The following is a 24,558-nucleotide window of genomic DNA, read 5'->3' as shown; positions in this document are numbered from 1 at the left end:
TCCGTTCGGTCCCCTTCTCCCGGCTGACGCCAGGCGCACCGCGAGCGGGCCCCCGAGGGACGTGCCGGTGGACGCTCGCCTGTCCGTCCACCGGGACCAGTGACATCGTCACCAGGATCCCCACCCGCCCGTTGGGGTGACTCGCGCTGCGGACTCCCTCCTCCACCCCCTCCATAGAGGGGACGGGGCGGAGAAGGGAGTCCGGGCGATGGGGGACGTGGCCTACCTCCTGATCCTCGGAGCGGTGCAGGTGGCGTTGTTCGCCGCCCTCCGGGGGTTGGACCGGCTGTGAGCGGGATCGCAGCCGGGACCCCGGCCAACGTCGTGGGTGGGCTGCTCGCGCTGGCGCTCATCGCCTACCTGGTCCGGGTGCTCCTGCGACCAGACCGCTTCCGATGAACCCCGCGACCGCCGGTCTGCTCCAGATCGCGCTGCTGCTGGTGGCGTTGGCGCTGTCCTACCGGCCCCTCGGCTCCTACCTGGCCCGGGTGTACGACAGCCCGGTGCACAACCGGGCGGAGCGGGTCGTGTACCGGATCTGCGGTGTCGACCCCGAGGCCCAGCAGCGGTGGACCGGGTACGCAACCGGGGTGCTGTGCCTGTTCGGCGTCTCGGCATTCCTCCTCTACGCCCTCCAGCGGGCGCAGGGCGTCCTGCCTGGAGGGCAGGGACGTCCGGCGGTACCACCCGACACGGCCTTCACCACGGCGATCGGCTACGCCACCAACACCGACTGGCAGTCCCAGCCTCCCGAGGTCACCACCGGGAACACCCTGCTGCTCGCGGGGCTGACGGTGCAGAACTTCCTGTCCGCCGCCGTCGGGGTGGCTGTCGCCGTGGCCCTCGTTCGCGGGTTGGCGCGGGAACGTACCGACCGGATCGGCAACGTCTGGGTCGACGTCACCCGGGGCGTCGTGCGGGTCTTCCTCCCTCTGGCGTTCCTCGGGGCGGTCGTGCTCCTGGTCGGCGGCGTCGTGATGAGCTTCGCCGGGCCGGTGGTGGTGACCGCGCTGGACGGCGCCCAACACAGGGTGCCACTGGCACCCGTGGCGGCGATCGAGTCGGTCAAGCTGCTCGGCAGCAACGGGGGCGGCCTCTACGGAGCCAACTCGGCCCACCCTTTCGAGAACCCTTCGGCGTTGACCAACCTCGTGCAGGTCTACCTCATGCTGCTCGTCCCGGTCGCGCTGCTGCGCACCTTCGGCGTGATGGTCGGGGACCACCGGCAGAGCCGGCCGCTGGTGTCCGTGGTGGCGGTCGTGGCCGCCGCGGTGCTCTGCCTGGTCTGGGCGGTCGAGTCCCGCGTACCGCGGGGCGCCGCCCAGGTGGCCGGGGCCGCTCTGGAGGGGAGGGAGAGCCGTTTCGGCGTCTTCGGGAGCGCCCTGTTCGCGGTCGCGGCCACCGGGACCTCCACCGGGGCCGAGAACGCGGCGCACAACACCTTCGGCGGCCTGGCCGTCGCCGGGCTGCTGGTGAACATGGTGCTCGGCGAGATCGCGCCGGGTGGCGTCGGCAACGGCCTCCACGCGCTGCTCGTGGTGGCCCTGCTCGCGGTGTTCCTCGCCAGCCTGATGGTCGGGCGCACGCCCGAGTACCTGGGGAAGAAGATCGGCAGGGTGGAGCTGAGCGCGGTCTCGGTCGCCGTCCTGACCATGCCACTGCTGGTCCTCACCGGCACCGCCGCCGCCCTCGCGCTCCCCACCACGCGGGACGCCCTCGCGGAGGACGGGCCGGCGGGTGTCACCGCCGTCCTCTACACCTACGCCTCGGCCGCCAACAACAACGGCGGCGCCTTCGGCGGTCTGGACGTCGGGGGCGGCTACGTCCAGGTGACGGTCGGACTCGTCATGGCGTTCGGCCGGTTCCTGCCCGCACTGGCCGTGCTCCGCCTCGCCGGCGCCTTCGCGGAACAGGGCCGGAGCCCGGTCACCGCTGGAACCCTTCCCACCACGGGCCCGCTCTTCGGGGCACTCCTCGCCGGAGTCGCGGTCCTCGTCGCGGCGCTCACCTTCCTGCCGGCGCTCGCGCTCGGCCCGCTGGCCGGGGCGCTGGGATGAACACCGACGTGCGCCCGCACACCCCGCCGGGTACCGCCATCACCGCCGGTCAGGTCCTCGGAGCGGTCCCCGACGCGGTGCGGCGGCTCGACCCCAGGTCGGCGGTGCGTCGCCCGGTGATGTTCGTGGTCTGGGTGGCCTCGGTGCTGGTCACGGTCCTCGTCGCACTCGCCCCCAACGTCTTCGGGGTGCTCGTCACCGCCTGGCTGTGGCTCACGGTGTTTTTCGCCAACCTCGCCGAGGCGGTCGCCGAGCGTCGGGGTCGTGCCCAGGCGGATGCGATGCGGCGTTCCCGCACCGAGACCGTCGCCCGGCGGGTCTCCCCGGACGTGGAGGAAGTCCCGCCCGCCGGTTCCGGTGATCGCGTTCCCGCCGGGGACCTGGTCCCGGGCGACCTGGTCGTCGTGGGCCCCGGCGAGGTCGTCCCCGGTGACGGCGAGATCCTCAGCGGTCTGGCCTCAGTGGACGAATCGGCCATCACCGGCGAGTCCACCCCGGTGGTGCGGGAGGCGGGTGGCGACCGGTCCTCGGTCACCGGCGGCACCACCGTGCTCTCCGACAGCCTGCTGGTACGTATCACGGCGGCTCCCGGCCAGTCCGTGGTGGACCGGATGATTCGCCTGGTCGAGGGAGCCCGCCGCCAACCAACCCCGAACGAGGTGGCGATCACCGTCCTGCTGGCCACCCTGTCCGTGCTGCTGGTGGCCGCGGTCACCGCGCTCCAGCCGATCGCGGCCTACTCGGGTGCCCGCCAGCCGGTGCTCGTCCTGGTCGCCCTCGCGGTGTGCCTGCTCCCCACCACGGTGGGAGCGCTGCTGCCCGCCGTCGGGATCGCCGGGATGAACCGGCTCGTGCGGCGGAACGTGCTGGCGACCTCGGGGAGGGCGGTGGAGGCCGCCGGCGATGTGGCGACGCTGCTGCTCGACAAGACCGGAACCATCACCTTCGGCAACCGCATGGCTACCGAACTGGTCCCGGTCGACGGCGTCGGGGTGGAGCGGCTCGCGGCCGCGGCTCGTCTCGCGAGCCTCGCCGACCCCACCCCCGAGGGGCGCAGCGTCGTGGAGCTGTGCGCCCGGGAGCACGGGTTGAGCGCGGACACCACCTCCGACGAGCGGGCGGCCGTCCGGGTGCCCTTCACCGCCAGGACCAGGATGAGCGGCCTCGACCTGCCCTCCGGTGCGGTGGACCAACCGGTCCTCATCCGCAAGGGCGCCGCCGCCGAGGTCGTCCAGTGGGTGCGGGACCGCGGCGGGCACCCGCCGGCCGGCCTCCCGGGGATCGTGGACGCCGTGGCCAGGCAGGGGGGCACGCCCCTGGTGTGCGCACGAGCCGAGGGGGGACACGCCGAGATCCTCGGAGTCGTGCGGCTCGCGGACGTCGTCAAACCGCACATGCCGGCGCGGTTCGCCGAACTGCGGCGCATGGGGGTTCGCACCGTGATGATCACCGGGGACAACCCGGTCACGGCGGCGGCCATCGCCGAGCAGGCCGGCGTGGACGACCACCTCGCCGAAGCCACCCCGGAGGACAAGATGCGGTTGATCCGGGAGGAGCGGCGTGGCGGACGGCTGGTGGCGATGGCCGGCGACGGCACCAACGACGCACCGGCACTGGCCGCCGCCGATGTGGGGCTGGCGATGAACAGCGGCACCACCGCCGCGAAGGAGGCCGGGAACCTCGTCGACCTCGACTCCGACCCCAGCAAGCTGATCGCCGTGATCGGCGTGGGCAAGCAGCTGCTGATCACCCGGGGGGCGTTGACGACCTTCAGCATCGCCAACGACCTCGCCAAGTACTTCGCGATCCTCCCCGCCATGTTCACCGCCGTGCACCCCGGGCTGGGGGCGCTCAACGTCATGGGGTTGGCCTCCGCGAACTCGGCCGTGCTGTCGGCTGTCGTCTTCAACGCCCTCGTGATCGTCGCTCTCATCCCCCTGGCCCTGCACGGCGTGCGGTACCGGCCGCTCGGTGCCGCCACCCTCCTGCGTAGGAACCTGCTCCTGTTCGGCGTGGGCGGGTTGGTCGCTCCCTTCCTCGGCATCTGGGCGCTCGACCTGGCCGTCAGGCACCTCCCAGGGCTGGGGTGAACACCGTGCCCGCCTGGCTACCGCGTCCGGCAGTGGCGGCCCTGCGGCTGCTGCTCGTGCTCACCGCGCTGACCGGCCTGTGCTACCCGGCGGCGGTGTGGGCGGTCAGCCGCTTGCCTCCGCTGCGCGCCGCCGCGGAGGGCTCCCCCACCGTGACCGACGACGGGACAGTGGTGGGTTCCGCGCTGCTCGGGGTCGACCCGGTCGACCCGCTCGCAGCCGAACCGACCGCCGACCGGTACTTCCACACGCGGCCCGCCGGCAACGCCGCCACGCCCCTGGGCCCAGGAGGACCCGACGGCTCGGGGGCGACGCCCTACTCGATCACCGCGCCGGAACTCGTCTCGCTCGTCGAGGAACGCCGCCGACTCGTCGCGGACCGCGAGGGGGTCCCCGTCGAGGAGGTGCCCGCCGACGCCGTGACGGCCTCCGCCTCGGGGCTCGACCCCCACGTCTCGCCCGAGTACGCCACCCTCCAGGTCCCCCGGGTCGCCAGGACGAACGGGCTACCCGAAGCCCGAGTCCACGAGCTGGTGGCCCAGCACACCCGGGGCCGCCGGCTGGGCTTCCTCGGGGAGCCGACGGTGAACGTCCCGCTGTTGAACCTGGCCGTCCAGCTGGCCGCGGACCAGGGCGGACGACGGGGCGGCCACGACGAGGTCGGGGGCCGCTGACCAGCGGCGAACACCCCAGGAGGGAGCAGACTGGACACGTGGACGGACGGCGGAACGGCGACACCCGTCGAGGGGAGCTCCGCATCTACCTCGGCGCGGCGCCGGGCGTGGGCAAGACGACGGCCATGCTCGCCGAGGGACACCGGCGGCGGGACCAGGGGGTGGACGTCGTCGTCGGCCTGGCGGTGACGCACGACCGCCCGGCGGTGCGGCGCCTCGCCGCCGGCCTCGAGGCACTCCCGGTCCGGCTGCCCCGAGGGCCGGAACAGGGATTCGCGGAACTCGACGTGGCCGCGGTCCTGCGGCGCCGGCCGGAACTCGTCCTGGTCGACGAACTCGCGCACACCAACGAGCCGGGGAGCCCCCACCCCAAGCGGTGGCAGGACGTCGAGACCCTGTTGTCCGAGGGCATCGACGTGCTCTCCACCGTCAACATCCAACACCTGGAGAGCGTCAACGACGTCGTCCAGACCATCACCGGGGTCCGGCAGCGGGAGACCGTGCCAGACTCGGTCGTGCGCCAGGCCGAGCAGATCGAACTGGTCGACCTCACCCCCGAGGCACTGCGGCGGCGCATGGCCCAGGGCGACATCTACCCGGCGAGCAGGGTGGATGCGGCGCTCTCCCACTTCTTCCGGCCCGGGAACCTCGGGGCGTTGCGGGAACTGGCCCTGCTGTGGTTGGCCGACCAGGTCGACGTCGCGCTGCTCCGCTACCGCTCCGACCAGCACATCACCGACACCTGGGAGGCACGGGAACGAGTTGTCGCCGCCGTCAGCGGCGGGCCCGAGAGCGAGACGCTGATCCGGCGCGGCCGCCGGGTCGCCAGCCGGGCCGGCGCGGACCTGCTCGTCGTCCACGTGCTGCGGGGGGACGGTCTCGTCCATCCGCCGATGGAACGGCTGCACCGCTACCGCCAGCTCACCGCCGACCTGGGCGGCACGTTCCACACCGTCGTGGGAGACGACGTGACGGACGCGCTGCTGGACTTCGCCGGGGGCGCGAACGCCACCCAGCTGGTCCTCGGTGCCTCCCGTCGGTCCCGGCTCGCACGGCTGCTCCGGGAGGGCGTCGGGCGGGCCGTCGTCTCCCGCTCGGGAACGATCGACGTGCACCTGGTGCCCCACCGGGAGGAACGACGGGGACGGCGCGACCGGCGTGACGGGCTGGTCTCCCACCACCAGCGCCTCGCCGGGTGGGTGCTCGCCGCCGGGTTGCCGGTGGTCGTGAGCGTCCTCGCGTCGGTGGTCGCGGGCAGGGTCGGCCTGGTCTCCGACGTCGTCGGGCACCTGCTCGCCGTCACGGTCGTCGCCCTCGTGGGCGGCGTGGCCCCGCTCTGCTGGCGGCGGTGCTCGGCGGGTCCTGGTCGGGGTCCGGCCCGGTGGCGGCCCCTCGTCCCTCAACGGCCAGGAACAGCTCGTCGTCCTGCTCGCGATGGTCGTCCTCGCGGTGCTCGTCGCCGCCGTCGTGAACCAAGCCGCACGGCTGGCGAGGCAGGCGGCCCGCGCTCGTACCGAGGCGACCCTGCTGGCCTCCTACGCCCGCACGGTCCTCTCCAGACCCGACTCCCCGGAGCTGCTGCTGGGCAGGATCAGGGAGAGCTTCGGCCTCTCCTCCGCGGCGCTGGTGGAGCGGGTGGACGGCGAGTGGGTCGAGGTCGCCGCGTCGGGGGAGGAGCTGCGTGGCCACCCCGAGGACGTGGACGCCACACTCGCCCTCACCGACACCGTCCGCCTCGTGCTGCGGGGCCGCCCGCTGCCGGCCGAGGACCAACAGGTGCTGGAGGCCGCCGCGGGGCAGGCCCTCGGCGCGCTCCGCCAGCGCCGCACGGAGGCGGCGGCCACCGAGGCGCGGCAGGAGGCGGCGGCGGCCGAGCTCCGCGCCTCACTGTTCGCCGCGTTCGGCTACGACCTGCGCACCCCGCTGACGACGGTGCGCACCGTGCTCGACACGCTCTCCGGCGACCGCCGCGGCTTGTCGGACGCGGACCGCGCCGAACTGCTCGACACCGCCGTCGCCGCGACCGACCAGCTGGTGGGGATGGCGGACAACCTGCTCGACACCGCCCGGCTCTCGGTGGGCGGAGTCCACCCCGTGTCCCGTCCCGTGCGGCTCGGCCAGGTGCTCGACCGGGCCACGGCCGGCATCGCCGGAGCGGACCGGGTGTCCGTGGAGTTGACCGACGACCTGCCCGCCGTGTCGGCCGATCCCGACCTGCTCCGCCGGGTGGTCGCGAACGTGCTGGACAACGCGCTCCGCCACGGCCGGGGCGGACCGCCTCCCGACGCCGCGGTCCGCGCCAGCCGGCTGGCTGACCGGGTGGAGCTGCGGATCGTCGACACGGGTCCCGGCCTGCCCCCGGAGGCGGTGGACACCGTGTTCGCGCCGTTCCGGCGGCTGCCGCACCCCGACGGCGCTCGTCGCCCGATCGGGGCTGGCCTGGGGCTGACCGTGGCGAGGGGTTTCGTCGAGGCGATGGGCGGGTCGATCCGCGCCGAGGACACCCCCGGAGGTGGTCTCACCGTGGTGATCGTCCTGCCCGTGGCCCAGGCGGCGCCGGAAGCGGGGCCGGGGACGTGGGACGCGGCGGCTCCGGGCCCACGCCCGCCGGTGCGGGGGACACCACGGACCCAGCGACGAGCCGAGGTGGGTGACGAGCGATGACCACGGTCCTGCTCGTCGTGGACGAGCCACTCCTGGTCCGTGCGCTGCGCATCACCCTCGACGCGCACGGCCTGCGGGTCGTCAGCACCGCTGACCTGGGAGGAGTCCGGGACCTAGCCGACGAGGACCCGCCGGACGCCGCCTTGCTGGACATCGGTCTGCCGGGCGACTCGGGGTCGGAGGCGGTGCGGTCCCTGCGGTCCGCCGTGGACTGCCCGGTGGTCGTGCTCACCGGGCCACCCGGTGTTCGCGACGAGGCGCGGATCCTCGACGCCGGGGCGGTGGGCTGCCTGGTGAAACCCTTCGCGGTGGCCGAGCTGCTGGCGGTGCTGGGAGCCGCCGCCACACCCCAGGACTGACCAGACGGGCACGCGGGCACCCGGGCCTCCCCGCGGTGGGAGGCGTGCGCGAGGACCGATCCCCTCGGCGCGGTACCGGTCCGAGGGGCGAGGTCGGGCACCGTGCGGTTCGGGGCGCCCCGCCGGGCGAGCGGTCGGTGGGGACGGCCGGGGTCGAGGGTGGGTGGCACCGGGCCTCGACCCCGGGGGTGTCCCCGCCAGGGGCAGCGCCCGGGTCAGCGCTCGTCGGCGCCGTCGGTCTCCGGCGCTCCCGGGCCGGTGCTCACGGAGGGGAGGCTGGCCCCACTGCTGCTGGGCGCACCCGGGTCGGGCGGTGGGGGCGCCCCGCTGTCGTCCCCGCCACCACCCCCGTCGTCGCCGCCGGGCGGCTCCTCCGGGTCGGGGTCCGGCTCGGGGTCACTCGTGTCGGGGTTGCTCGGGCCCGGGTTCGTCGGGCCCGGGTTGGTCGAACCGCCGCCGGGACCGCCGGTGTTCGGGGGCGGGTCGGGCGGCGGCTGGTGGGGGGAACCCGGCTGGCGGCCGGTGTCGGCCTCCCCGCCGCCGGGTTCGCCCACCCCCGTCTCGTCCTGGGTGTTCGCCGGAGCCTCCACCGTGGAGGGGACGGCGGAGCCGCTCGGCTGCGACGACGGTGGCGCCGAGGGAGCGGCGCTCCGGCTCGGCGTCGCCGAGGGCGGCGAGGACGGCTGGGGGAAGTCGCTGCGCACGACGACGTCGTGCCGGTTGACCGGCTCGGGCTCGGCCAGCTGGCCGGAGTTCGAACCGAGCGCGGCGATGGTCGCGAAGGCGGTCGCGGTGACCACGCCGACCGCGGCCAGGAGCACTTTGGGAGCGGCGGTCGGCCGCTCCTCGTCCTCAGTGGGAGTGGACAAGCGTCATCCTCCGAAAACCTGGGTCCAGTACCAACCGTCGGTGTCCAGGCCGACTCCGATGGCGACCACCGAGCAGTTGAGGATGTTCTGCCGGTGGCCCGGCGACTCCATCCACATGTCCATGACCTGTCTCGCGTCGCGAGCCCCCATGGCGATGTTCTCGCCCGCCGCGCGCGGGTACCCCGCCTCGTTCGCCCGCTCCACGAAACCGCGGCCGTCCGGGGAGGAGTGCGAGAAGTAGCTCTGACTGGCCATGTCCTCGCTGTGCCGCTGCGCCGCGACGACGAGCCGGTGGTCCACCTGCACGGTGGCGCAGCCGGCCTCCCGCCGGGCCTCGTTGACCAGGTCGACCACGGTGGCCACCTGAGGGCCGCCACCAGGGGGCGCCGGTCGCTCCGGCTCGGGCGGCCGCTCGGTCACCGGCGGGTCGGCGGGCTCGCGCACGGGGGGAGCCGCCGGGGGTTCGGGCGTCACCTCGGTGGTCTCCCCGTCCTCCGCCGCTCCCGTCGTCTCCTCCGGCTCCTGGCTCGCCGGAATGCCGCTGGCCGGGGCCGACGGCTCTCCGCTGGGCTCGTTCCCCGTCGAGGAGACAGGTGTGGGGGAGGTGGTGTGAGCCGGTGGCTCGACCGTGGCTAAGGCGGCGACGTCGGGTCCGGCTGCCTCACCGTCCCCCTCACCGGTCAACAGCGAGGGGAGGGACAGCGCTCCCGCGGTGAGTGCGCCGATCGTGAGAGCGACCAGACCGGCGGTGGTGCTGGCGCCGCGTCTGCTCGGTGGCCCGATCACGGGCAGGGACGGTACCACGGATGAGGCGACCATGCAGTGACTCAGCGTCGCGTACTCCACCCGGTTCGAGTGGACTCGATCAGGCAGCATGTCGGGTGTGGACAGTACGCGGGACAGGGAGGACGCCGTCCGGCTGAACGCGTGGGTGGCCGGACGGGTGCAGGGCGTCGGTTTCCGGTGGTGGACGAGGTGCCGGGCCCTGGAACTGGGGCTGACCGGTCATGCGACGAACCTCGCGGACGGTCGGGTGGCCGTCGTCGCCGAGGGGGACCGGGCCGCCGCCGTCCGACTGCTCGAGTCGCTGCGATCCGGCACGACACCCGGGGCGGTGGACACGGTGGTGGTGCGCTGGGCCGAGGCGGCGGGCGGGCTCACCGGTTTCGAGGAGCGGGCGGAGCGGGACTGAGCCGAGACGGGCCGGAGGAATCCGCGCACACCGGGACCACCGCCGTCCGACCGGTGCGCCCGGACCGGGTGCGCGACGGCGGGGGGTACCCGGTGGCGACTGCGGGCCGTGTACCCGCTCACCGGTCCGAAGGACGCCTGACCGTGGGAGTGGGTCCTCTGACAGCCGACGCCGAGCGGCGCGGAGCCCGTTCGACGACGCTCACCTCGGGCTCAATGGGTATGCTCGCAGCGCGGTGCCGACCCGCGCCACGGCCGAAGAGGCGTGGTCGCTCCGCCAGGTCAGCGTGGGTGAGGCGCCCGGCAAGGGCACTCCCGCGGCGGCCGTCGACGACCGGCCCGCCGCTCCCGTCCACCGGGACCGGCGTGCAGCCGGCTCCGTGACGAGCAGGGCGCGCCGACGCCCCCGGTGGCGATCGAGAGGTCCGTTTCCCCGTGCATCTGAAGAGCCTGACGCTGAAGGGCTTCAAGTCCTTCGCCTCGGCCACCACCCTGCGGTTCGAACCCGGGATCACCTGCGTGGTCGGTCCCAACGGCTCCGGGAAGTCCAACGTGCTCGACGCGTTGACCTGGGTGATGGGGGAGAAGGGCGCGAAGGCCCTGCGCGGGGCGACGATGCAGGACGTCATCTTCGCCGGGACCTCCGGGCGCCCCCCGCTCGGTCGCGCCGAGGTGACGCTCACGATCGACAACTCCGACGGCGCGCTGCCGATCGAGTACACCGAGGTGTCCATCACCCGCCGGATGTTCCGCGAGGGCGCCACCGAGTACGAGATCAACGGCGACTCCTGCCGGCTGCTCGACATCCAGGAGCTGCTCTCCGACTCCGGGATCGGGCGGGAGATGCACGTGATCGTCGGACAGGGGCAGCTGTCGTCGATCCTGGAGTCCAAACCGGAGGAGCGGCGGGGTTTCATCGAGGAGGCGGCGGGCGTACTGAAACACCGCAAGCGCAAGGAGAAGGCGCTGCGGAAACTCGACGCCATGCAGGCCAACCTCACCCGGCTCACCGACCTGACCAGCGAACTCCGCCGGCAGCTGAAGCCGCTGGGGAAGCAGGCCGAGATCGCCCGCCGGGCCCAGACCGTTCAGGCCGAGCTCCGGGACGCCCGGCTCAGGCTGGTCGCCGACGACCTCGTCACCGCCCGCGCCGAGCTGGCCAGGGACGAGCAGGACGAGGCCGCCGTCCGCGACCGCCGGTCCGAGGTGGAGCGGATGCTCCAGGACGCGCAGGCGGAGCAGACCCAGCTGGAGGAACGGCTGGCGGCCGACGTCCCGCGCCTCACCAGGGCACAGGACACCTGGTACCAGCTCTCCGCACTCGACGAACGACTGCGCGGCACCGTCCGGCTCGCCCAGGAGCGGCTGCGGCACCTGTCCTCCGCCAGCGCCGACCAGCGCCCGGGACGGGACCCGGAGGAACTGGAGGCCGAGGCCGAGCGGACCGCGGAGCTGGAGGAACAGCTGCGTGAGGAGGTCGTCGAGGCGCGGACCAGGATGGCCGAGACCGAACTCGTCCGGTCCGACCTGGAGGCCGAGGTGAAGGCGGCCGAACGCGCGCACCTCGCCGCCGTCCGAGCCGTGTCCGACCGCAGGGAGGGGTTGGCGCGACTCAGCGGTCGGGTGGACGCGCTCCGGGGGAAGGTCGGGGACACGACCGAGGAGCTCGGGCGGCTCTCCGAGGCCCTGGAGGAGGCCGTCGAGCGCGCCGAGCTCGCCGCCGCCGAGCACGCCGAACACGAGTCCTCCGAGGACGGCGCCGCCCTGGACCAGCGGGAGCTCGCCGACCGGGCCACCGAGGCCGCCCGGGCACGCCAGCTGGCCAGGGACCGGGTGGCCGAACTCGTGGCCGAGGAGAGGACAGCCGAACGCGAGGTCGCCTCGTGGCGGGCCAGGGTCGAGGCGCTGTCCCTCGGGCTCCGCCGGAAGGACGGCGCCGGGGCCCTGCTGGCCGCGGCCGACCGGGTCCCCGGGCTGCTCGGGTCGGTGGCATCGCTGCTCACCGTGGACAGCGGCGCCGAGGTCGCGTTGGCCGCGGCGCTCGGCCCGGTGGCCGACGCGGTCGCCGTGGCCGGCCGCGAGGAGGCACTCGAGGCGTTGCGACTGCTCAAGGAGGAGGACGCCGGACGGGCCGGGCTCCTGCTGGCCGGCGGACCACCCACCGGGTCGTCGCCGCGACCACCCCTGCCCGCCGGGGCGACCTGGGCGGCCGACCGGATCAGCGGCCCGGCGTCGCTGCGGCCCGCGGTGGAACGCGCGTTGCGTGACGTGGTGGTGGTGGCGGACCTGCCCGCCGCCCGTGCGGTGCTCGACGCGCTGCCCGGGCTGACCGCCGTCACCTCCGAGGGCGACGTCCTGGGGGGCGACTGGGCGAGTGGTGGCTCGGAACGGGACCAGAGCGTCATCGAGGTGCAGGCGGCGCTCGACGAGGCACGCCGGGAGCGGGACGCGGCGGCCGAGCGGGTGGACCGGGCCACCGCCGCCGTCGCGGAGGCGAGGGAGGCGGAACAGGCGGCCCGCGACCTGGTCAGGAGCACCCAGGAGGCGGTCAACGAGGCCCGCGTGCACCGGGCCCGGGGTGGGGAGCGGCTGAACCGGCTGCGCCAGGCGGCGTCCTCCGCGCAGGCGGAGGTCGGCCGGTTGACGACGCAGCGGGACAAGACCGACCAGGCGCGCCGGGACGCGGTGCGCGACCTGGAGGAGTTGGAACGGCGGCTGTCCTCGGCGCAGGGCGAACCCGAGGCCGAGGAGCCGGACACCGAGGAACGCGACGCGGCGGCCCGGCGCCTGGCCGAGGCGCGCGAGGTCGAGCTGGACGCGCGGCTCGCCGTGCGCACGGCGGAGGAGCGAGCCCGTTCCGTCCAGGGCAAGGCCGACCAGCTGCGCCGCGCCGCCCACGCCGAGCGGGAGGCCCGGGCTCGGGCCGAGGCCGCCCGGGCGGCCAGGGCGCGGGCCGCGGAGGTGGCCAGGGTGGTCGCCAGGGCGGGTGAGAGCGCCCTGGGAAGGCTCGCGGTGTCCGTGACCGCCGCCGCGCACGCCAGGGACGTCGCCCAGGCCAGGCGCGCCGAACGCGAGGAGGCGCTGACCGCCGTCCGCAACAGGGCGCGGGAACTCGGGACGGTGCTGGAGAAGCTGATCGACGCCGCCCATCGGGACGAGGTGGTGCGGGCCGAGCGCCGTCTGCGGATCGAGCAGCTCGAGGCGAAGATCGCCGAGGACTTCGGCATCGGGCTGGACGAGCTGGTCGCCGAGTACGGCCCGACGGTCCCGGTTCCGCCGAGCCCGGCGGAACTGGCCGAGTTCGAGACCGCGCGCGAGCGCGGTGAGCAGGTGGTCGCGCCGGCCCTGGTGCCCTACGAGCGGGCGACCCAGCAGCGGCGCGCCAAGCGGGCGGAACGGGACCTCTCCCTGCTGGGCCGGGTCAACCCGCTCGCCCTCGAGGAGTTCGCCGCGTTGGAGGAGCGGTACCGCTTCCTGTCGACGCAGCTGGAGGACCTCAAGGCCACCCGCCGCGATCTGCTGACCGTGGTGAAGGAGGTGGACGAGAAGATCCTGGAGGTCTTCTCCACCGCCTACACCGATGTGGCCCGGGAGTTCGAGGTCGTCTTCGCCACGTTGTTCCCCGGTGGCGAGGGCAGACTGGTGCTCACCGACCCCGACGACCTGCTCACCACCGGGGTCGACGTCGAGGCCCGTCCCCCGGGGAAGAAGGTCAAACGGCTCTCGTTGCTCTCCGGCGGGGAGAAGTCCCTGACCGCCGTGGCGATGCTGGTCGCGATCTTCCGGGCCCGGCCCTCGCCCTTCTACGTCATGGACGAGGTCGAGGCGGCCCTGGACGACACGAACCTGCGCCGGCTCATCGGCCTGCTGGAACAGCTCAGGGAGACCTCGCAGCTGATCATCATCACGCACCAGAAGCCGACCATGGAGATCGCTGACGCGCTCTACGGGGTGAGCATGCGGGGCGACGGCATCACGACGGTGATCTCGCAGCGGCTGCGGGATGCCACCGACCGGGCGGGCGCGCTCGCCGCGGTGGCGGCGACACTCGACTCGGGTGGGGAGGAGACCGGCGTGGGGACGCCTGGCGGGTGAGGGTCGTTCCGGCTCCGCTCCGGTGGGTCCCTCGGTTCAGCCGAGGCAGCGGGTGGTGGCGATGCCGCTGAGGAAGCGACGCCACTCCGCCGACTCGAAGGTCAGCACCGGCCCAGCTGGGTTCTTGGAATCCCGGACGTCGATGACGTCGGGCCGTCGTGCGATCTCGACGCAGTTCCCGCCCCCGTTGCTTCGGCTGCTCTTCCGCCAGCGCACACCGGGCAACTGTGTGCTCACTCACTCTCCTCCTTGCTATCCCTCGTCCGCGGGCGGCAGCAGAGAACGGGCCTCGGACCACCGTCCGAGGCCGCCCCGCCACACGAGCTAGCCTTCCAGGAACTCGTCGATCAGACGTTGGATCAGGCTCGCGGAGTCCCCGGGCGACAGCGCCGTGTCGCGAAGGTGGTCGAAGATCTCGTTGTACCGCGCCACGTCCTCGGCGACCTCGATGTAGAGCCCCTTGCTCAGGGTCTCCAGGTACACGACATCGCCTTCGTCGTCGGGGAAGGACAGAGTGGTGAAGGCCGTGCCGAGGGAGGAGTGCACTCCGGCGCTGAACGGCAGCACCTGGATGGTGACGTTGTCCAGCTCAGCCTTCTCCAGGAGCCCTTCCAGCTGACGCGCCATCACCTTCGCACCGCCGATCAGCTGCCGCAACGCGGCCTCCCCGACGATCGCGTGCAGCGCGAGCGGGTCCTCCTCGCTGAGCCGGGACTGCCGTGCGGCGCGGAGCTTGGCGCGGCGCTCGATGGTGTCCACGTCGATGTCCGAGCGCCAGGCCTGGATCACCTCCCGCGCGTAGTCCTCGGCCTGGAGCAGCCCGGGGATGAGGTCGATCTCGAAGGTGCGGATCTCGGACGCGTCGGATTCCAGCCCGATGTACGATTCGAACCAGTCGATCACGGCGTCGCCGTAGATCTCCCACCACCCTTTCCGCCGGCCCTCCTTCGCGAGCTCGACCAGGGAGATGGCGCGGTCGCCCGTCACGCCGTAAGCCGCGAGCATCACCGTGACGTCGTTGGGGTGGGCCGCCTGCTGGGCGCGTTCCAGTTTGGACAGCTTCGCCGGGGAGAAGTTCAGCAGCGGCGACGCGGCCTCCAGGGTGAGCCTGGCCTGCTCGCGGAGTCGCCGTAACTCCCGGGCGAGTTGGCGCCTCCGTGCGGTCGGGTTGCCACGTTGGGTCACCCGTGCCTCCTTTGTCACCCCTACGAATGATCAAGCCCCGCTCCTACTGGACTCTACGGAGGGGTGGGACCCCATCGCGTTACTCGTTCGGGTGAAACCATCGAAAGTGTCCGTTGGGCTCTTGTCTGGTTGAAAATTTCACGGGATGGTAGGTCGGTGCCGGGTGCGCCGCATTCGCGGGGTGGTCGACAACCGCGATCCCGCGTTGCGCGTCACCCGTCGGTCCCGTTCGACGCGCCACCACATTAGAGGGTCGGCTGCGCGGCTCGCGGTACTGACTAGGTCAGTAACCAGAAGAGGTGACAGGCATCATGCGAATGGCTGAGACGCGCACCTTCACTTTCTACCGACGTGTGACAGGCAGTGATATTCGCAGTGGTCCTTGCACCAATCAGGTGGAGTTGAGTGAGGACAGACGTGGACTGTTCTTACGTTTGGCATCCACCGCGCGATTCTCCATCCTTCTGAACCGATCAGGTGTCACTGGACTGATCGACGCGGTGGCGGACACCGCCGGACCCGCACCGAGCGATGTCACGGGCACGCACGATCTTCACGGCGTCATGCGGATGCGGGTCACGCGCCCGGCCGACGGCCGCGCGGTCACGCTCACCCTCGCACCGGGCGACGACGAGATCAGCGTGGTGTTCACCTCCCACCAGCGGGAGGAACTGCTCGGGCACCTGCGCGGCGGCCTGGACCTGCTGCGCGGCCCGTGAGAGCCGCCAGACCTCACCCGCCCGCGACCAGGTCCCCGTACTCGGGGTGCCGACGGATCCACTGCTCCACGAAGGGGCACCGCGGGCGCACGGCGAGGCCCCGGCCCCGGATGTCGTCGAGCGCGCGCCTGGTCAGCTCCCCACCGACGCCTCGGCCGCCGAGTTCCGGTCGCACCTCGGCGTGGGTGAGGACCAACAACCCGGGTTCCCGCTGGTAGTCGAGGAAGCCGCCGGGCCTCCCGTCCACGAGGACCTCGTAACGCGATCGTTCCCACACGTCCCGCACCTCGATGTCCACGCCGTGCCACCCCTTCCCGTCGCTCCCGCGCGGCCCCACCCCGATCGTCCCGTCAGGAGGAGGTACCCGCCGTGTCGGCGTCCGACACCCGGGGGCGGGTCCCCGTTCCGCCGTCGGGCGAGACCGGGTCGTCGTCGCCGGAGGCGGGAGCGGGGACGTCGTCGCGGTGCCGCAACGACAGCAGGCCACCCACCACCAGGGTGATGAGCACGCCCAGCGGCGTGTACCACGGGAAGGCCAGCGCCAGGTCCTCTCCCCCGACCGGGATCTTCACCCCGAAGGCGATCAGCAGTACCCCCACGACAGTGCAACCGAAGGCGACCAGCGCGTCGCCCTGACGGGCCCGCTTCACCAGCAGCCCCAGCAGGAAGGCGCCGAGGAGCGCCCCGTAGGTGTAGCTCGCGATGCTCAGGCCCATCTCGACCACGGGGTTGTCCGTTCCCGTGAACAGCGAGGCGAAGACGACGAAGACCAGCGCCCACACCAGCGTCCAGATCCTGCCGTGCCGCAGGATCACGGAGTCCGCCAGCGGTCGCCGGCTGAACCGTTGGTAGAGATCGCTCACCGTCGAGGTGGACAACGAGTTCAGCGACGAGGACAGGGTGCTCATCGCGGCGGCGAGGATGCCGGCGACGAACAACCCCGACAGGCCGGGCGGGAACTCGGTGATGACGAAGGTGGGGAACAGGTCGTCGTTGGTGGCCATGCCGAGCTCGGCCGGCGCCGCGCCACGGTAGAACATCCACATCATGGCCCCGACCAGCAGGAACAGGGCGAACTGGAAGAACACCACGACGCCGCTGACGATCAGGGCGCGCTGGGAGTCGCGGACGTCGCGGCAGGCGAGCAGCCGCTGCACCATCAACTGGTCCGCGCCGTGGGAGGCCATCGCGAACACCGCCCCGCCCAGGACCGCGGTGACGAAGGCGTACTGGTTGGTCAGGACGTGCGAGCCGAAGTCGAGGAACTGGAGCTTGCCCGCCTCCACCAGCCCCGAGAACCACCCGTCCGGCAGCCGACCGGCGAGCAGCGCCACCGCGACGAACCCGCCCGCCGTGTAGAGGGCCATCTGCACGAGGTCCACCCAGATCACGGCCCTGATCCCGCCGAGGTAGGTGTAGACGACGGTGAACAGGGACAGGCCGAGGATGATCTGCCAGAACTCGGCCTCCACGCCGAAGGTCGCCAGGAGGATCTTGACCGGGATCGCGGTGGCGAACAGGCGCACCCCGTCCGCCAGCAGCCGGGTCACCAGGAAGGTCACCGAGGTCGCGCCCTGGAGCCCGCCGCCGAAGCGCTTCCCCAGGAAGGCGTAGGCGCTGACCAGGTTCCCCCGGAAGTAGCGGGGCAGCAGCACGAAGGCCACCACGATGCGACCGATCAGATAACCGATCGCCAACTGCAGGTAGGTGAAGGACCCCAGGTACGCGACGGTCGGCACGCTGATGACCGTCAGCGCGGACGTCTCGGTGGCCACCACCGAGAAGCACACGGCCCACCAGGGCAGGTTCCGGCCACCCACGAAGTAGTCGGAGGATGAGCGTTGCCTGCCCGCCAACAGGACGCCGAGCACCGGCATCAGCAGCAGGTATCCGACGATGACGGCAAGGTCCAGGGTGTGCACGGTGCCTCCCGATCAGATCGCGGTGGGGAGCTGCCGGTCGACCTCACCGAGTAGGAGGCGTCGGGGCCGCTGGGGGTGTGGTTGGGGCAGGGTCAACGGGTCCGCACCCGGGGTGATGGACCCGAGCAGCCTCGGACCGGAGGCACCGGTGGCCGACGGCAGGTTGGCTGGGAGGCCGTGCCAGCCGAGGAACCCGAGAAGCGCCGCGAGGCAGGCTTCCTTGCCGTCGGAGGGGAGACCGAGAGCCTCGGCGGTGACCACCTCGGCGGGTGCGACGGCCCTGGCCAGGGCGGACATCAGGGTGCGGTTGCCGACGCCGCCGCCCGAGACCACCACCCGGTCCGCCCGGTGCCGCGCGCACGCGTCCGCGACGGTGCGAGCCGTCAGCTCGACCAGGGTGGCCAGCAGGTCAGCGGTCCCGGGCCGCCCGTCATCAGGGCGGTCCCCCCACCACGAGGCGAGCGCGGTGCGCAGGTAGTCGCCGTTGAAGTACTCCTTGCCGGTCGACTTCGGCGGCGGGGCCGCGTAGTAGGGATCGGCCAGCAGCCGGTCGAGCAGCCCGTCCAGCACCCTGCCGTCCGCCGCCAGGGTTCCCCCCGGGTCGTGGTCGTGCCGGCCCCGCGTCAACTCGAGGCACGCCGCGTCCAGCAGTGCGTTCGCCGGGCCGGTGTCGTAGGCGACGACGTCCGGGCCCGAGGCCACGGTGATGTTGGCGATCCCACCGAGGTTCAGCGCGACCGTGGTCCCTCGGCTGGGTGGCTGGTCGGAGCCGGCCGACACGGCCGCCAACCACCACGAGTCCAGCAGGGCCGCCAGCGGCGCACCGTGCCCCCCTGCCGCGACATCCCTGGCACGGAGGTCGGAGATCACCGGAAGGCCCGTGGCCTCGGCGATCCAGGCTGGCTGCCCGATCTGCAACGTCCCGCGACAGCGGCCCCCGTCCACCCAGTGGTAGATCGTCTGCCCGAGTGAGCCGACCAGCCCGGCCGCGCCGCCTCCCCACCGGGCGAGGCCATGTCGCGCGGCGGCGGCGAAGGCCTGCCCGACCTCCGTGTCCAGCTGGCAGAGTTCGGCCGTGTCGCACCGGCCGGGCGGGAGGGCCGCAGCCAGGCGCGCACGAAGCCGCGGGGGGTACTCGACCGCGTCGGTCCCCAGGGTGTCCAGCCGCACCGCGTCCCCGGACAGGGCGAGGTCGACCACCGCGACGTCGACGGCGTCCATCGACGTCCCCGAGATCAACCCGACCACCCGAGAACTCTTCACCTGATGTGGTCTAGAGCACTTCGCTGCTTCGCGCAAGTGGTTGATCGCGGTAGGTGAACCCCGGGCGGGGCTTCCGGCCTGATGGCCCCCGGCCCCCGGCCCACCACACCCACCCCGCCCCCGACCGTGCGGCGGGTGACGTGCGTCCAGTGCGAGGATGGGGCGGTGTCAACCACCCTGATCTGGATCATTGCCGCTGTTGCCGTGGTGCTGGTCGTCGCGCTGGTGACCGGTCTGCTCCTGGCACGCCGAAGGCGCATCAGCCTGCGCGAGGAAGCCCGGCGTTCCGAGGAGCTCGATCAGGGCCGCCCGGGCGCGCGGGGCGGCGGGTACCAGGCCGGCGGGGGAGTGAGCCTGTCCTCGGGCTCGGCGGCCCCGCCGACGACGGAGTCCCCGGACCGCCCGGCCACGGCTCCCGCCACCGACCAGGAACGGCCGCCGACGCCACCGCCCACGGCGGAGGCGCCCAGCGAGGCCGCCGAGCACCCGGTGACCGAGCGGACGGAGACCGACGGCCAACCCGGGGTCGGCGACGACGCCTCGGTTCCCCGCGACACCGCCCGCCGGGACGTGGTGGATGTCGAGCTCCCGGAGGACGGTGACCAGGCGACCACCGACCCCGGGACCACCACGGACATCCCACCGCGCCGTGCCCCCGAACCGCCGAGCACGACGCCACCGGCGGTCGAGCCGCCGTCCCCCCCGGTCCCCCGGCCGAGACCTCCGTCACCGAGCCGGAGGAGCCCTCGGCTCCCACCGAGCCCATCGCACCCACCACCGGCCGACTGGAGCGGCTCCGAGGACGCCTGTCCCGGTCGCGGTCCACCCTCGGGCAGAGCCTGCTCGGCCTGCTCGGCGCCGGTGATCTCGACGAGGACTCCTGGACCGACGTCGAGGACACGCTGCTGCTGGCCGACCTGGGGGCCTCCGCCACCGCCGAGATCGTGGAGAAGCTGCGCGCCAGGATCGCGACCAGCGGGGTGCGCGACGCCGACCAGGTGCGGCGAATGCTGTCCGAGGTGCTGGTCGAGGCCCTCCAGCCGGGCTGGGAACGGTCCGTTCGCGCGCTGCCGCACAGCGGGCGGCCGGCCGTGGTCCTCGTGGTGGGGGTCAACGGCACGGGCAAGACCACCACGACAGGCAAGCTCGCCAGGGTCCTCGTCGCCGACGGGCGTCAGGTCCTGCTCGGCGCGGCGGACACCTTCCGGGCCGCCGCGGCGGACCAGCTCGCCACCTGGGCGGAACGGGTCGGGTCCGTCGTCGTCCGGGGACGTGAGGGGGCCGATCCCGCCAGCGTGGCCTACGACGCCGTGCGCCAGGGCATCGAGCGGGAGGCCGACGCCGTCCTCGTCGACACCGCGGGCCGGTTGCACACCAAGACCGGGCTGATGGACGAGCTGGGCAAGGTCAAGCGGGTCGTGGAGAAGCAGGCCGAGGTCGACGAGGTGCTGTTGGTGCTCGACGCGACCACCGGTCAGAACGGGCTGGTGCAGGCCAGGGTGTTCTCCGAGGTCGTCGACGTCACCGGGATCGTGCTCACCAAACTCGACGGCACGGCGAAGGGCGGGATCGTCTTCCAGGTCCAGCGGGAGTTGGGCGTCCCGGTCAAGTTGGTCGGCCTCGGTGAGGGGCCGGACGACCTCGCGCCCTTCGAACCCGGCGCTTTCGTGCGTGCGCTGCTCGACTGAGCGATGACGACACCGGTGGAGGCGGTCGCGGGCCCCTCCACCGGTGTCGCCCTCCAGCGAGTGGCTGAGGAGCAGCGCGTCATCCTCCGGTGAACCGCTGACGCCGTGCGGTGGCACGGCGTTCCGTCATCTGCCGGGTGTCCCTACTCCGTCCGTGGTGACTACTCCGCCGAATCGGTGATCTCACCGTGAATTCTCGCCGTCCGGTCTGTCCTTACCGGGAACAGGTGTGCAGTGTTGGTCCACCCGCCGGCACCGGCTGGGTGACGGCGGTCCAACCTCACGACGGAGGACGGACGAATGTTGCGAATACTGGGGCGGGTCGCGGTCGCGCTGCTGGCGTTGACCCTGTTCACCGGCACCGTGTCGGTGGCCACGGCGCCGGAGGCGCACGCCTACAACTGGACGAGAACACTGCGGGTGGGGGACAGCGGCGCCGACGTCCGCGAACTCCAGATCCGCGTCGCGGGATGGGCCGCGGGCAGCTCCTCCCGCACCCACATCGCGATCGACGGTCAGTTCGGCCCGGCGACGGAGGGGGCGGTCCGCCGCTTCCAGTCGGCATACGGCCTCGCGTCGGACGGCATCGTCGGCCCGGCGACCCAGGCCCAGCTGAACTGGCTCGAGGCCTCGGACGGCTCCACCCGGCACTTCAACTTCTCCGAGTTCCACTCGAAGGACGGGGCCGGGTTCAGCGGCGGGAACGTCGGGGCATCCACCGTTCGGGAGAACGTCCGGCGGCTGATGTACAAGCTGGAAGCGATCCGCAAGAAGGCGGGTGACCGGCCCATCACGATCAATTCCGGTTTCCGCAGCCGGTCGCACAACTCGGCCGTCGGTGGCGCGGCCAACAGCCAGCACACCTACGGCATCGCCGCGGACATCGTGGTGAGCGGACGCTCCGTCAGCCAGGTCATCGGCTACGCGCAGACGTCCGGTTTCTCCGGAATTATCCGGTACTCGACCTTCACCCACGTGGACAGCAGGGTGGAGTACTCCTACGGCGGTGGCGGGTACTACTGGGCCGTCTGACCCACGGGGAACCCCAGGTGAAACCGGGTACCAGGTCGCGGGGCGGGAGCGCGGGGCGCTCCCGCCCCGTCGCGTGCCCCGCCCCCGCGCGGCGGAGATCGACGCCCGGAGGAAGACGATCAGGGGACACGCCGTCGTAACGAGGAACATTCACACTTCACGGCGCCGAAACCTCCAGGGACGACGACGGAAATAGCCGGCATCAATGCTCGCGCCAGTTCGGTCTAATGGAGGCGACATGGATAGTGGCGATGCCGCGTGGGTGCTCACCAGCGCTGCCCTGGTAATGCTGATGACGCCCGGCCTGGCGTTCTTCTACGGCGGGATGGTCCGCGCGAAGAGCGTGCTCAACATGATCATGATGAGCCTGGGGAGCATGGCCGTCGTGGGCGTGCTGTGGGTTCTCTACGGCTACTCCATCGCGTTCGGGCAGGACGTCGGCGGTGGCCTGCTCGGTGACCCCACCGAGTTCCTCGGGCTCCGTGGTCTCATCGACGGATCGGCCATGTCCGGCTCGATCCCCACCATCGTGTTCGTCGCCTTCCAGGCGATGTTCGCGATCATCACGGTGGCGTTGATCTCCGGCGCCATCGCCGACCGCGCCCGGTTCGGCCCCTGGCTGGTCTTCGCCGGCCTGTGGGCGACCCTGGTCTACTTCCCGGCCGCGCACTGGGTCTTCTCCTTCGACGACGAGGAGACCGGCTACGTCGGCGGGTGGATCGCCAACAGCCTGGAGGCCATCGACTTCGCCGGTGGGACCGCCGTCCACATCAACGCCGGGGCCGCCGCACTCGCCCTGGCGCTCGTGCTCGGCCGCCGCCGCAACTGGCCGCAGGACCCCGGGCGACCGCACAACCTGCCGTTCGTCGTCCTCGGCGCCGCCCTGCTCTGGTTCGGCTGGTTCGGCTTCAACGCGGGTTCCGCGTTGGCCGCCGACGCCACCGCCGGACTCGTCATGGTGAACACGCTGGTCGCCACGGGAGCCGCGATCCTCGGTTGGCTGCTGGTCGAACGGATTCGCGACGGCCACGCCACCACCCTCGGCGCCGCCTCGGGCATCGTCGCCGGTCTGGTGGCGATCACCCCAGCCGGCGCCTCGGTCAGCCCGGTGGGCGCGGTGGCCCTGGGTGTCCTCGCCGGCGCCGTGTGCGCGCTCGCCATCGGTCTGAAGTACCGGCTGGGGTACGACGACTCGCTCGACGTCGTCGGCGTCCACCTGGTCGGCGGCATGATCGGCACCGTCATGATCGGCCTCCTCGCCTCGGAGGAGGCGGGCGGAGTCGCCGGGCTGTTCTACGGCGGTGGCCTCGACCTGCTCTGGCGGCAGACCGTCGGCGCCCTCGCGGTCCTGGCCTTCTCGTTCGTCGTGAGCCTCCTGCTCGCACTCGCCATCAAGGCGACGATCGGGTTCCGCGCCAAGCCGGAGGACGAGGACCTCGGCGTCGACCGCACCGAACACGCCGAGAGCGCGTACGCGCTGGCCGGACCCGCGACCGCGAGCCGGACCGAGTCCCCTGGAGCAGCACCCTCGGGCTCCACCGACGGCCCGGTGATCGCCGAGAGGAGTTCCCGATGAGGCTGGTCACCGCCATCGTCCGCTCGGCCGCGCTGGACGACATCAGGGCGGGCCTCGACCGCCTCGGCGTGCTCGGCATGACCGTGAGCGAGGCGCGCGGCTACGGCCGGCAGAAGGGCCGCACCGAGGTGTACCGGGGTGCGGGGTACGCCGTCGACTACATCACCAAGCTCCGGGTGGAGGTGCTGGTCGACGAGACCAGGACCGAGGACGTCATCAGGACCGTGGTCGAAGCGGCACGCACCGGTGAGGTCGGCGACGGCAAGGTCTGGGTGACACCCGTGGAGACCGTCGTGCGGGTCCGCACCGGCGAACGCGACTCCGAGGCGATCTAGACCGTCGCGCGACGACCACCGCCGCCAGGAGACCCGAAGGGCCCCGTTCCCGTCCAGGGAACGGGGCCCTGCCACGTCCGCCGTCCTCCACGTCCCGGCGGTGCGTCCTCCTGGACGAGCCCGCGCGCCTGGCCCCGTTCCGCCGTTCGGCGGTCTACGGTGACAACACCGCCCGGACTCCGCACGGCGACCCCGGTGACCGCCCCCAGACCCGGATGCGTAGGACTACACAGCCCGAATGAAGGGCCTTCACGCTGCCCCCAGAAGATCGCGGACGCCACCATTGATCACGTCAGGCCGGGAAGCCGGGCCTGCGAGGGAGCCGAGGGTTTCGCCCCCACAGGGGGTGGGGCGAAACCCGCACGGCACCGGTCGCGGCCTGACGGCGCGGTGACCGGGCGGGTCCTCCGGGGGAGGAGGACCACCGCCCTGTCGAACCGGCGTCTGCTTCCGGGGTGGCCGTACGAGGGGTCGGTCACCCCGGGGTGCCGGGCCCCGGTCGTGCCGGCGGACCCGCTGTCCCACCGGGGGGTGGGCGGCGACGGGACGTCCGACACGACCACGGCCCCGACAGCGGAAAGGCGTCGGGGCGAGGGGTGAGGGTGTGGGAAGGGGCCGACGGATGGTGCGAAGGGGGAACCGTCCGTCGGCACACCCGTGCGGGCCAAGGGCGGCCGTGCCTCCTGCGGGCCCGGGTCTTCGCGGCACACGGTTTGGCGTCTCCGCTCCTTGCTGTTCGGCGTTGCTGCTCCGTTCGGCGCAGGTGCGCCGATTCCCGCTGGTTCGTGGCGTCGCCGTTGGTAGCGTTGGCCGGTGCGGCGTACCGGCTGAGGTCGGTC

General features: G+C 72.7%; 20 protein-coding genes and 2 pseudogenes. 15 read left to right on the top strand and 7 right to left on the bottom strand.

What is annotated here, in order from left to right; translation table 11 throughout:
• The first annotated feature begins 136 nt into the window (after positions 1 to 136).
• The 8 genes and pseudogenes from G443_RS11505 (at position 137) to G443_RS11470 (ending at position 7,844) form a co-directional block, all read left to right on the top strand.
• A complete protein-coding gene (locus G443_RS11505; protein WP_155886007.1) occupies positions 137 to 292 on the top strand; it encodes a hypothetical protein in 156 nt (51 codons plus the stop codon).
• The gene (gene kdpF, locus G443_RS11500; protein WP_026417106.1) at positions 289 to 399 is read left to right on the top strand and encodes a K(+)-transporting ATPase subunit F; all 111 of its coding nucleotides are present in this window, start codon (positions 289 to 291) and stop codon (positions 397 to 399) included. The genes G443_RS11505 and kdpF overlap by 4 nt, the downstream gene beginning before the upstream one ends.
• On the top strand, positions 396 to 2,057 hold the full coding sequence (gene kdpA / locus G443_RS11495; protein WP_026417105.1) for a potassium-transporting ATPase subunit KdpA: 1,662 nt from the start codon (positions 396 to 398) through the stop codon (positions 2,055 to 2,057). The genes kdpF and kdpA overlap by 4 nt, the downstream gene beginning before the upstream one ends.
• Entirely contained in the window at positions 2,054 to 4,147 is a 2,094-nt protein-coding gene (gene kdpB / locus G443_RS11490) for a potassium-transporting ATPase subunit KdpB (RefSeq protein WP_026417104.1), read from the top strand. Before kdpA ends, kdpB begins: the two co-directional genes overlap by 4 nt.
• A 5-nt stretch (positions 4,148 to 4,152) precedes the next feature.
• The gene (locus G443_RS11485) at positions 4,153 to 4,821 is read left to right on the top strand and encodes a potassium-transporting ATPase subunit C (RefSeq protein ID WP_026417103.1); all 669 of its coding nucleotides are present in this window, start codon (positions 4,153 to 4,155) and stop codon (positions 4,819 to 4,821) included.
• Between the two features lie 125 nt (positions 4,822 to 4,946).
• Positions 4,947 to 5,882 (top strand): annotated as a pseudogene (locus G443_RS11480) (universal stress protein); the annotation flags it as partial.
• 373 nt (positions 5,883 to 6,255) lie between these two features.
• Entirely contained in the window at positions 6,256 to 7,485 is a 1,230-nt protein-coding gene (locus tag G443_RS11475) for a sensor histidine kinase (RefSeq protein ID WP_253860200.1), read from the top strand.
• The gene (locus G443_RS11470; RefSeq protein WP_051313253.1) at positions 7,482 to 7,844 is read left to right on the top strand and encodes a response regulator transcription factor; all 363 of its coding nucleotides are present in this window, start codon (positions 7,482 to 7,484) and stop codon (positions 7,842 to 7,844) included. Before G443_RS11475 ends, G443_RS11470 begins: the two co-directional genes overlap by 4 nt.
• A 215-nt stretch (positions 7,845 to 8,059) precedes the next feature.
• Here G443_RS11470 and G443_RS11465 read toward each other — a convergent pair whose 3' ends face one another.
• Both G443_RS11465 and G443_RS11460 read right to left on the bottom strand, forming a co-directional pair.
• A complete protein-coding gene (locus G443_RS11465; RefSeq protein ID WP_155886006.1) occupies positions 8,060 to 8,713 on the bottom strand; it encodes a hypothetical protein in 654 nt (217 codons plus the stop codon).
• Between the two features lie 3 nt (positions 8,714 to 8,716).
• Positions 8,717 to 9,499, bottom strand: coding sequence for a CAP domain-containing protein (locus G443_RS11460; RefSeq protein ID WP_245588661.1), 783 nt, complete (start codon positions 9,497 to 9,499; stop codon positions 8,717 to 8,719).
• A gap of 88 nt (positions 9,500 to 9,587) precedes the next feature.
• Here G443_RS11460 and G443_RS11455 point away from each other — a divergent pair, with 88 nt between their 5' ends.
• Positions 9,588 to 9,905, top strand: a complete 318-nt coding sequence (locus G443_RS11455) for an acylphosphatase (protein WP_030103974.1) — start codon at positions 9,588 to 9,590, stop codon at positions 9,903 to 9,905.
• A gap of 434 nt (positions 9,906 to 10,339) precedes the next feature.
• Positions 10,340 to 13,999 (top strand): chromosome segregation protein SMC, encoded by a 3,660-nt coding sequence (gene smc, locus G443_RS11450; protein ID WP_081715179.1) that lies wholly within the window; start codon positions 10,340 to 10,342, stop codon positions 13,997 to 13,999.
• A gap of 36 nt (positions 14,000 to 14,035) precedes the next feature.
• On the opposite strand, the gene G443_RS11445 is transcribed toward smc, so the two are convergent.
• Together G443_RS11445 and G443_RS11440 are read right to left on the bottom strand one after the other, a co-directional pair.
• Entirely contained in the window at positions 14,036 to 14,236 is a 201-nt protein-coding gene (locus tag G443_RS11445) for a DUF397 domain-containing protein (protein WP_026417099.1), read from the bottom strand.
• 87 nt (positions 14,237 to 14,323) lie between these two features.
• A complete protein-coding gene (locus tag G443_RS11440; protein ID WP_026417098.1) occupies positions 14,324 to 15,184 on the bottom strand; it encodes a helix-turn-helix domain-containing protein in 861 nt (286 codons plus the stop codon).
• A 299-nt stretch (positions 15,185 to 15,483) separates the two neighbouring features.
• On the opposite strand from G443_RS11440, the gene G443_RS11435 reads away from it, so the two are divergent.
• Entirely contained in the window at positions 15,484 to 15,903 is a 420-nt protein-coding gene (locus G443_RS11435; protein ID WP_155886005.1) for a hypothetical protein, read from the top strand.
• A 13-nt stretch (positions 15,904 to 15,916) separates the two neighbouring features.
• Here the strand turns inward: G443_RS11435 and G443_RS11430 are convergent, their stop codons facing one another.
• Genes G443_RS11430 through G443_RS11420 form a run of 3 tightly spaced genes read right to left on the bottom strand, consistent with a single transcriptional unit; the run spans position 15,917 to position 19,046 of the window.
• A complete protein-coding gene (locus tag G443_RS11430; protein ID WP_026417096.1) occupies positions 15,917 to 16,201 on the bottom strand; it encodes a GNAT family N-acetyltransferase in 285 nt (94 codons plus the stop codon).
• Between the two features lie 52 nt (positions 16,202 to 16,253).
• Complete coding sequence (locus G443_RS11425) at positions 16,254 to 17,825, bottom strand: sodium:solute symporter (protein ID WP_016699529.1); 1,572 nt, start codon at positions 17,823 to 17,825, stop codon at positions 16,254 to 16,256.
• Positions 17,826 to 17,837: 12 nt separating this feature from the next.
• Positions 17,838 to 19,046: an anhydro-N-acetylmuramic acid kinase gene (locus tag G443_RS11420; RefSeq protein ID WP_051313410.1), complete on the bottom strand. Its 1,209-nt coding sequence runs from the start codon at positions 19,044 to 19,046 to the stop codon at positions 17,838 to 17,840.
• Between the two features lie 207 nt (positions 19,047 to 19,253).
• Between G443_RS11420 and ftsY the strand changes: the two are divergent.
• From ftsY to G443_RS11395, 4 genes and pseudogenes are all read left to right on the top strand, one after another.
• Positions 19,254 to 20,776: pseudogene (ftsY, locus tag G443_RS11415) on the top strand (signal recognition particle-docking protein FtsY).
• Between the two features lie 300 nt (positions 20,777 to 21,076).
• A complete protein-coding gene (locus G443_RS25005; protein ID WP_026417093.1) occupies positions 21,077 to 21,808 on the top strand; it encodes a D-Ala-D-Ala carboxypeptidase family metallohydrolase in 732 nt (243 codons plus the stop codon).
• Between the two features lie 238 nt (positions 21,809 to 22,046).
• Positions 22,047 to 23,384 carry an ammonium transporter gene (locus G443_RS11400; RefSeq protein ID WP_081715176.1) on the top strand — a complete coding sequence of 446 codons (1,338 nt, stop codon included), beginning with the start codon at positions 22,047 to 22,049 and terminating at the stop codon, positions 23,382 to 23,384.
• Positions 23,381 to 23,719, top strand: coding sequence for a P-II family nitrogen regulator (locus G443_RS11395; protein WP_026417092.1), 339 nt, complete (start codon positions 23,381 to 23,383; stop codon positions 23,717 to 23,719). The genes G443_RS11400 and G443_RS11395 overlap by 4 nt, the downstream gene beginning before the upstream one ends.
• Positions 23,720 to 24,558: the final 839 nt, after the last annotated feature.

Origin of the sequence: Actinoalloteichus caeruleus DSM 43889 (assembly GCF_000429185.2) — a bacterium.
Lineage (GTDB): Bacteria > Actinomycetota > Actinomycetes > Mycobacteriales > Pseudonocardiaceae > Actinoalloteichus_B > Actinoalloteichus_B caeruleus.
Note: the sequence above shows the minus strand (reverse complement) of the source record. Positions and strands in the feature narration are given on the sequence as shown.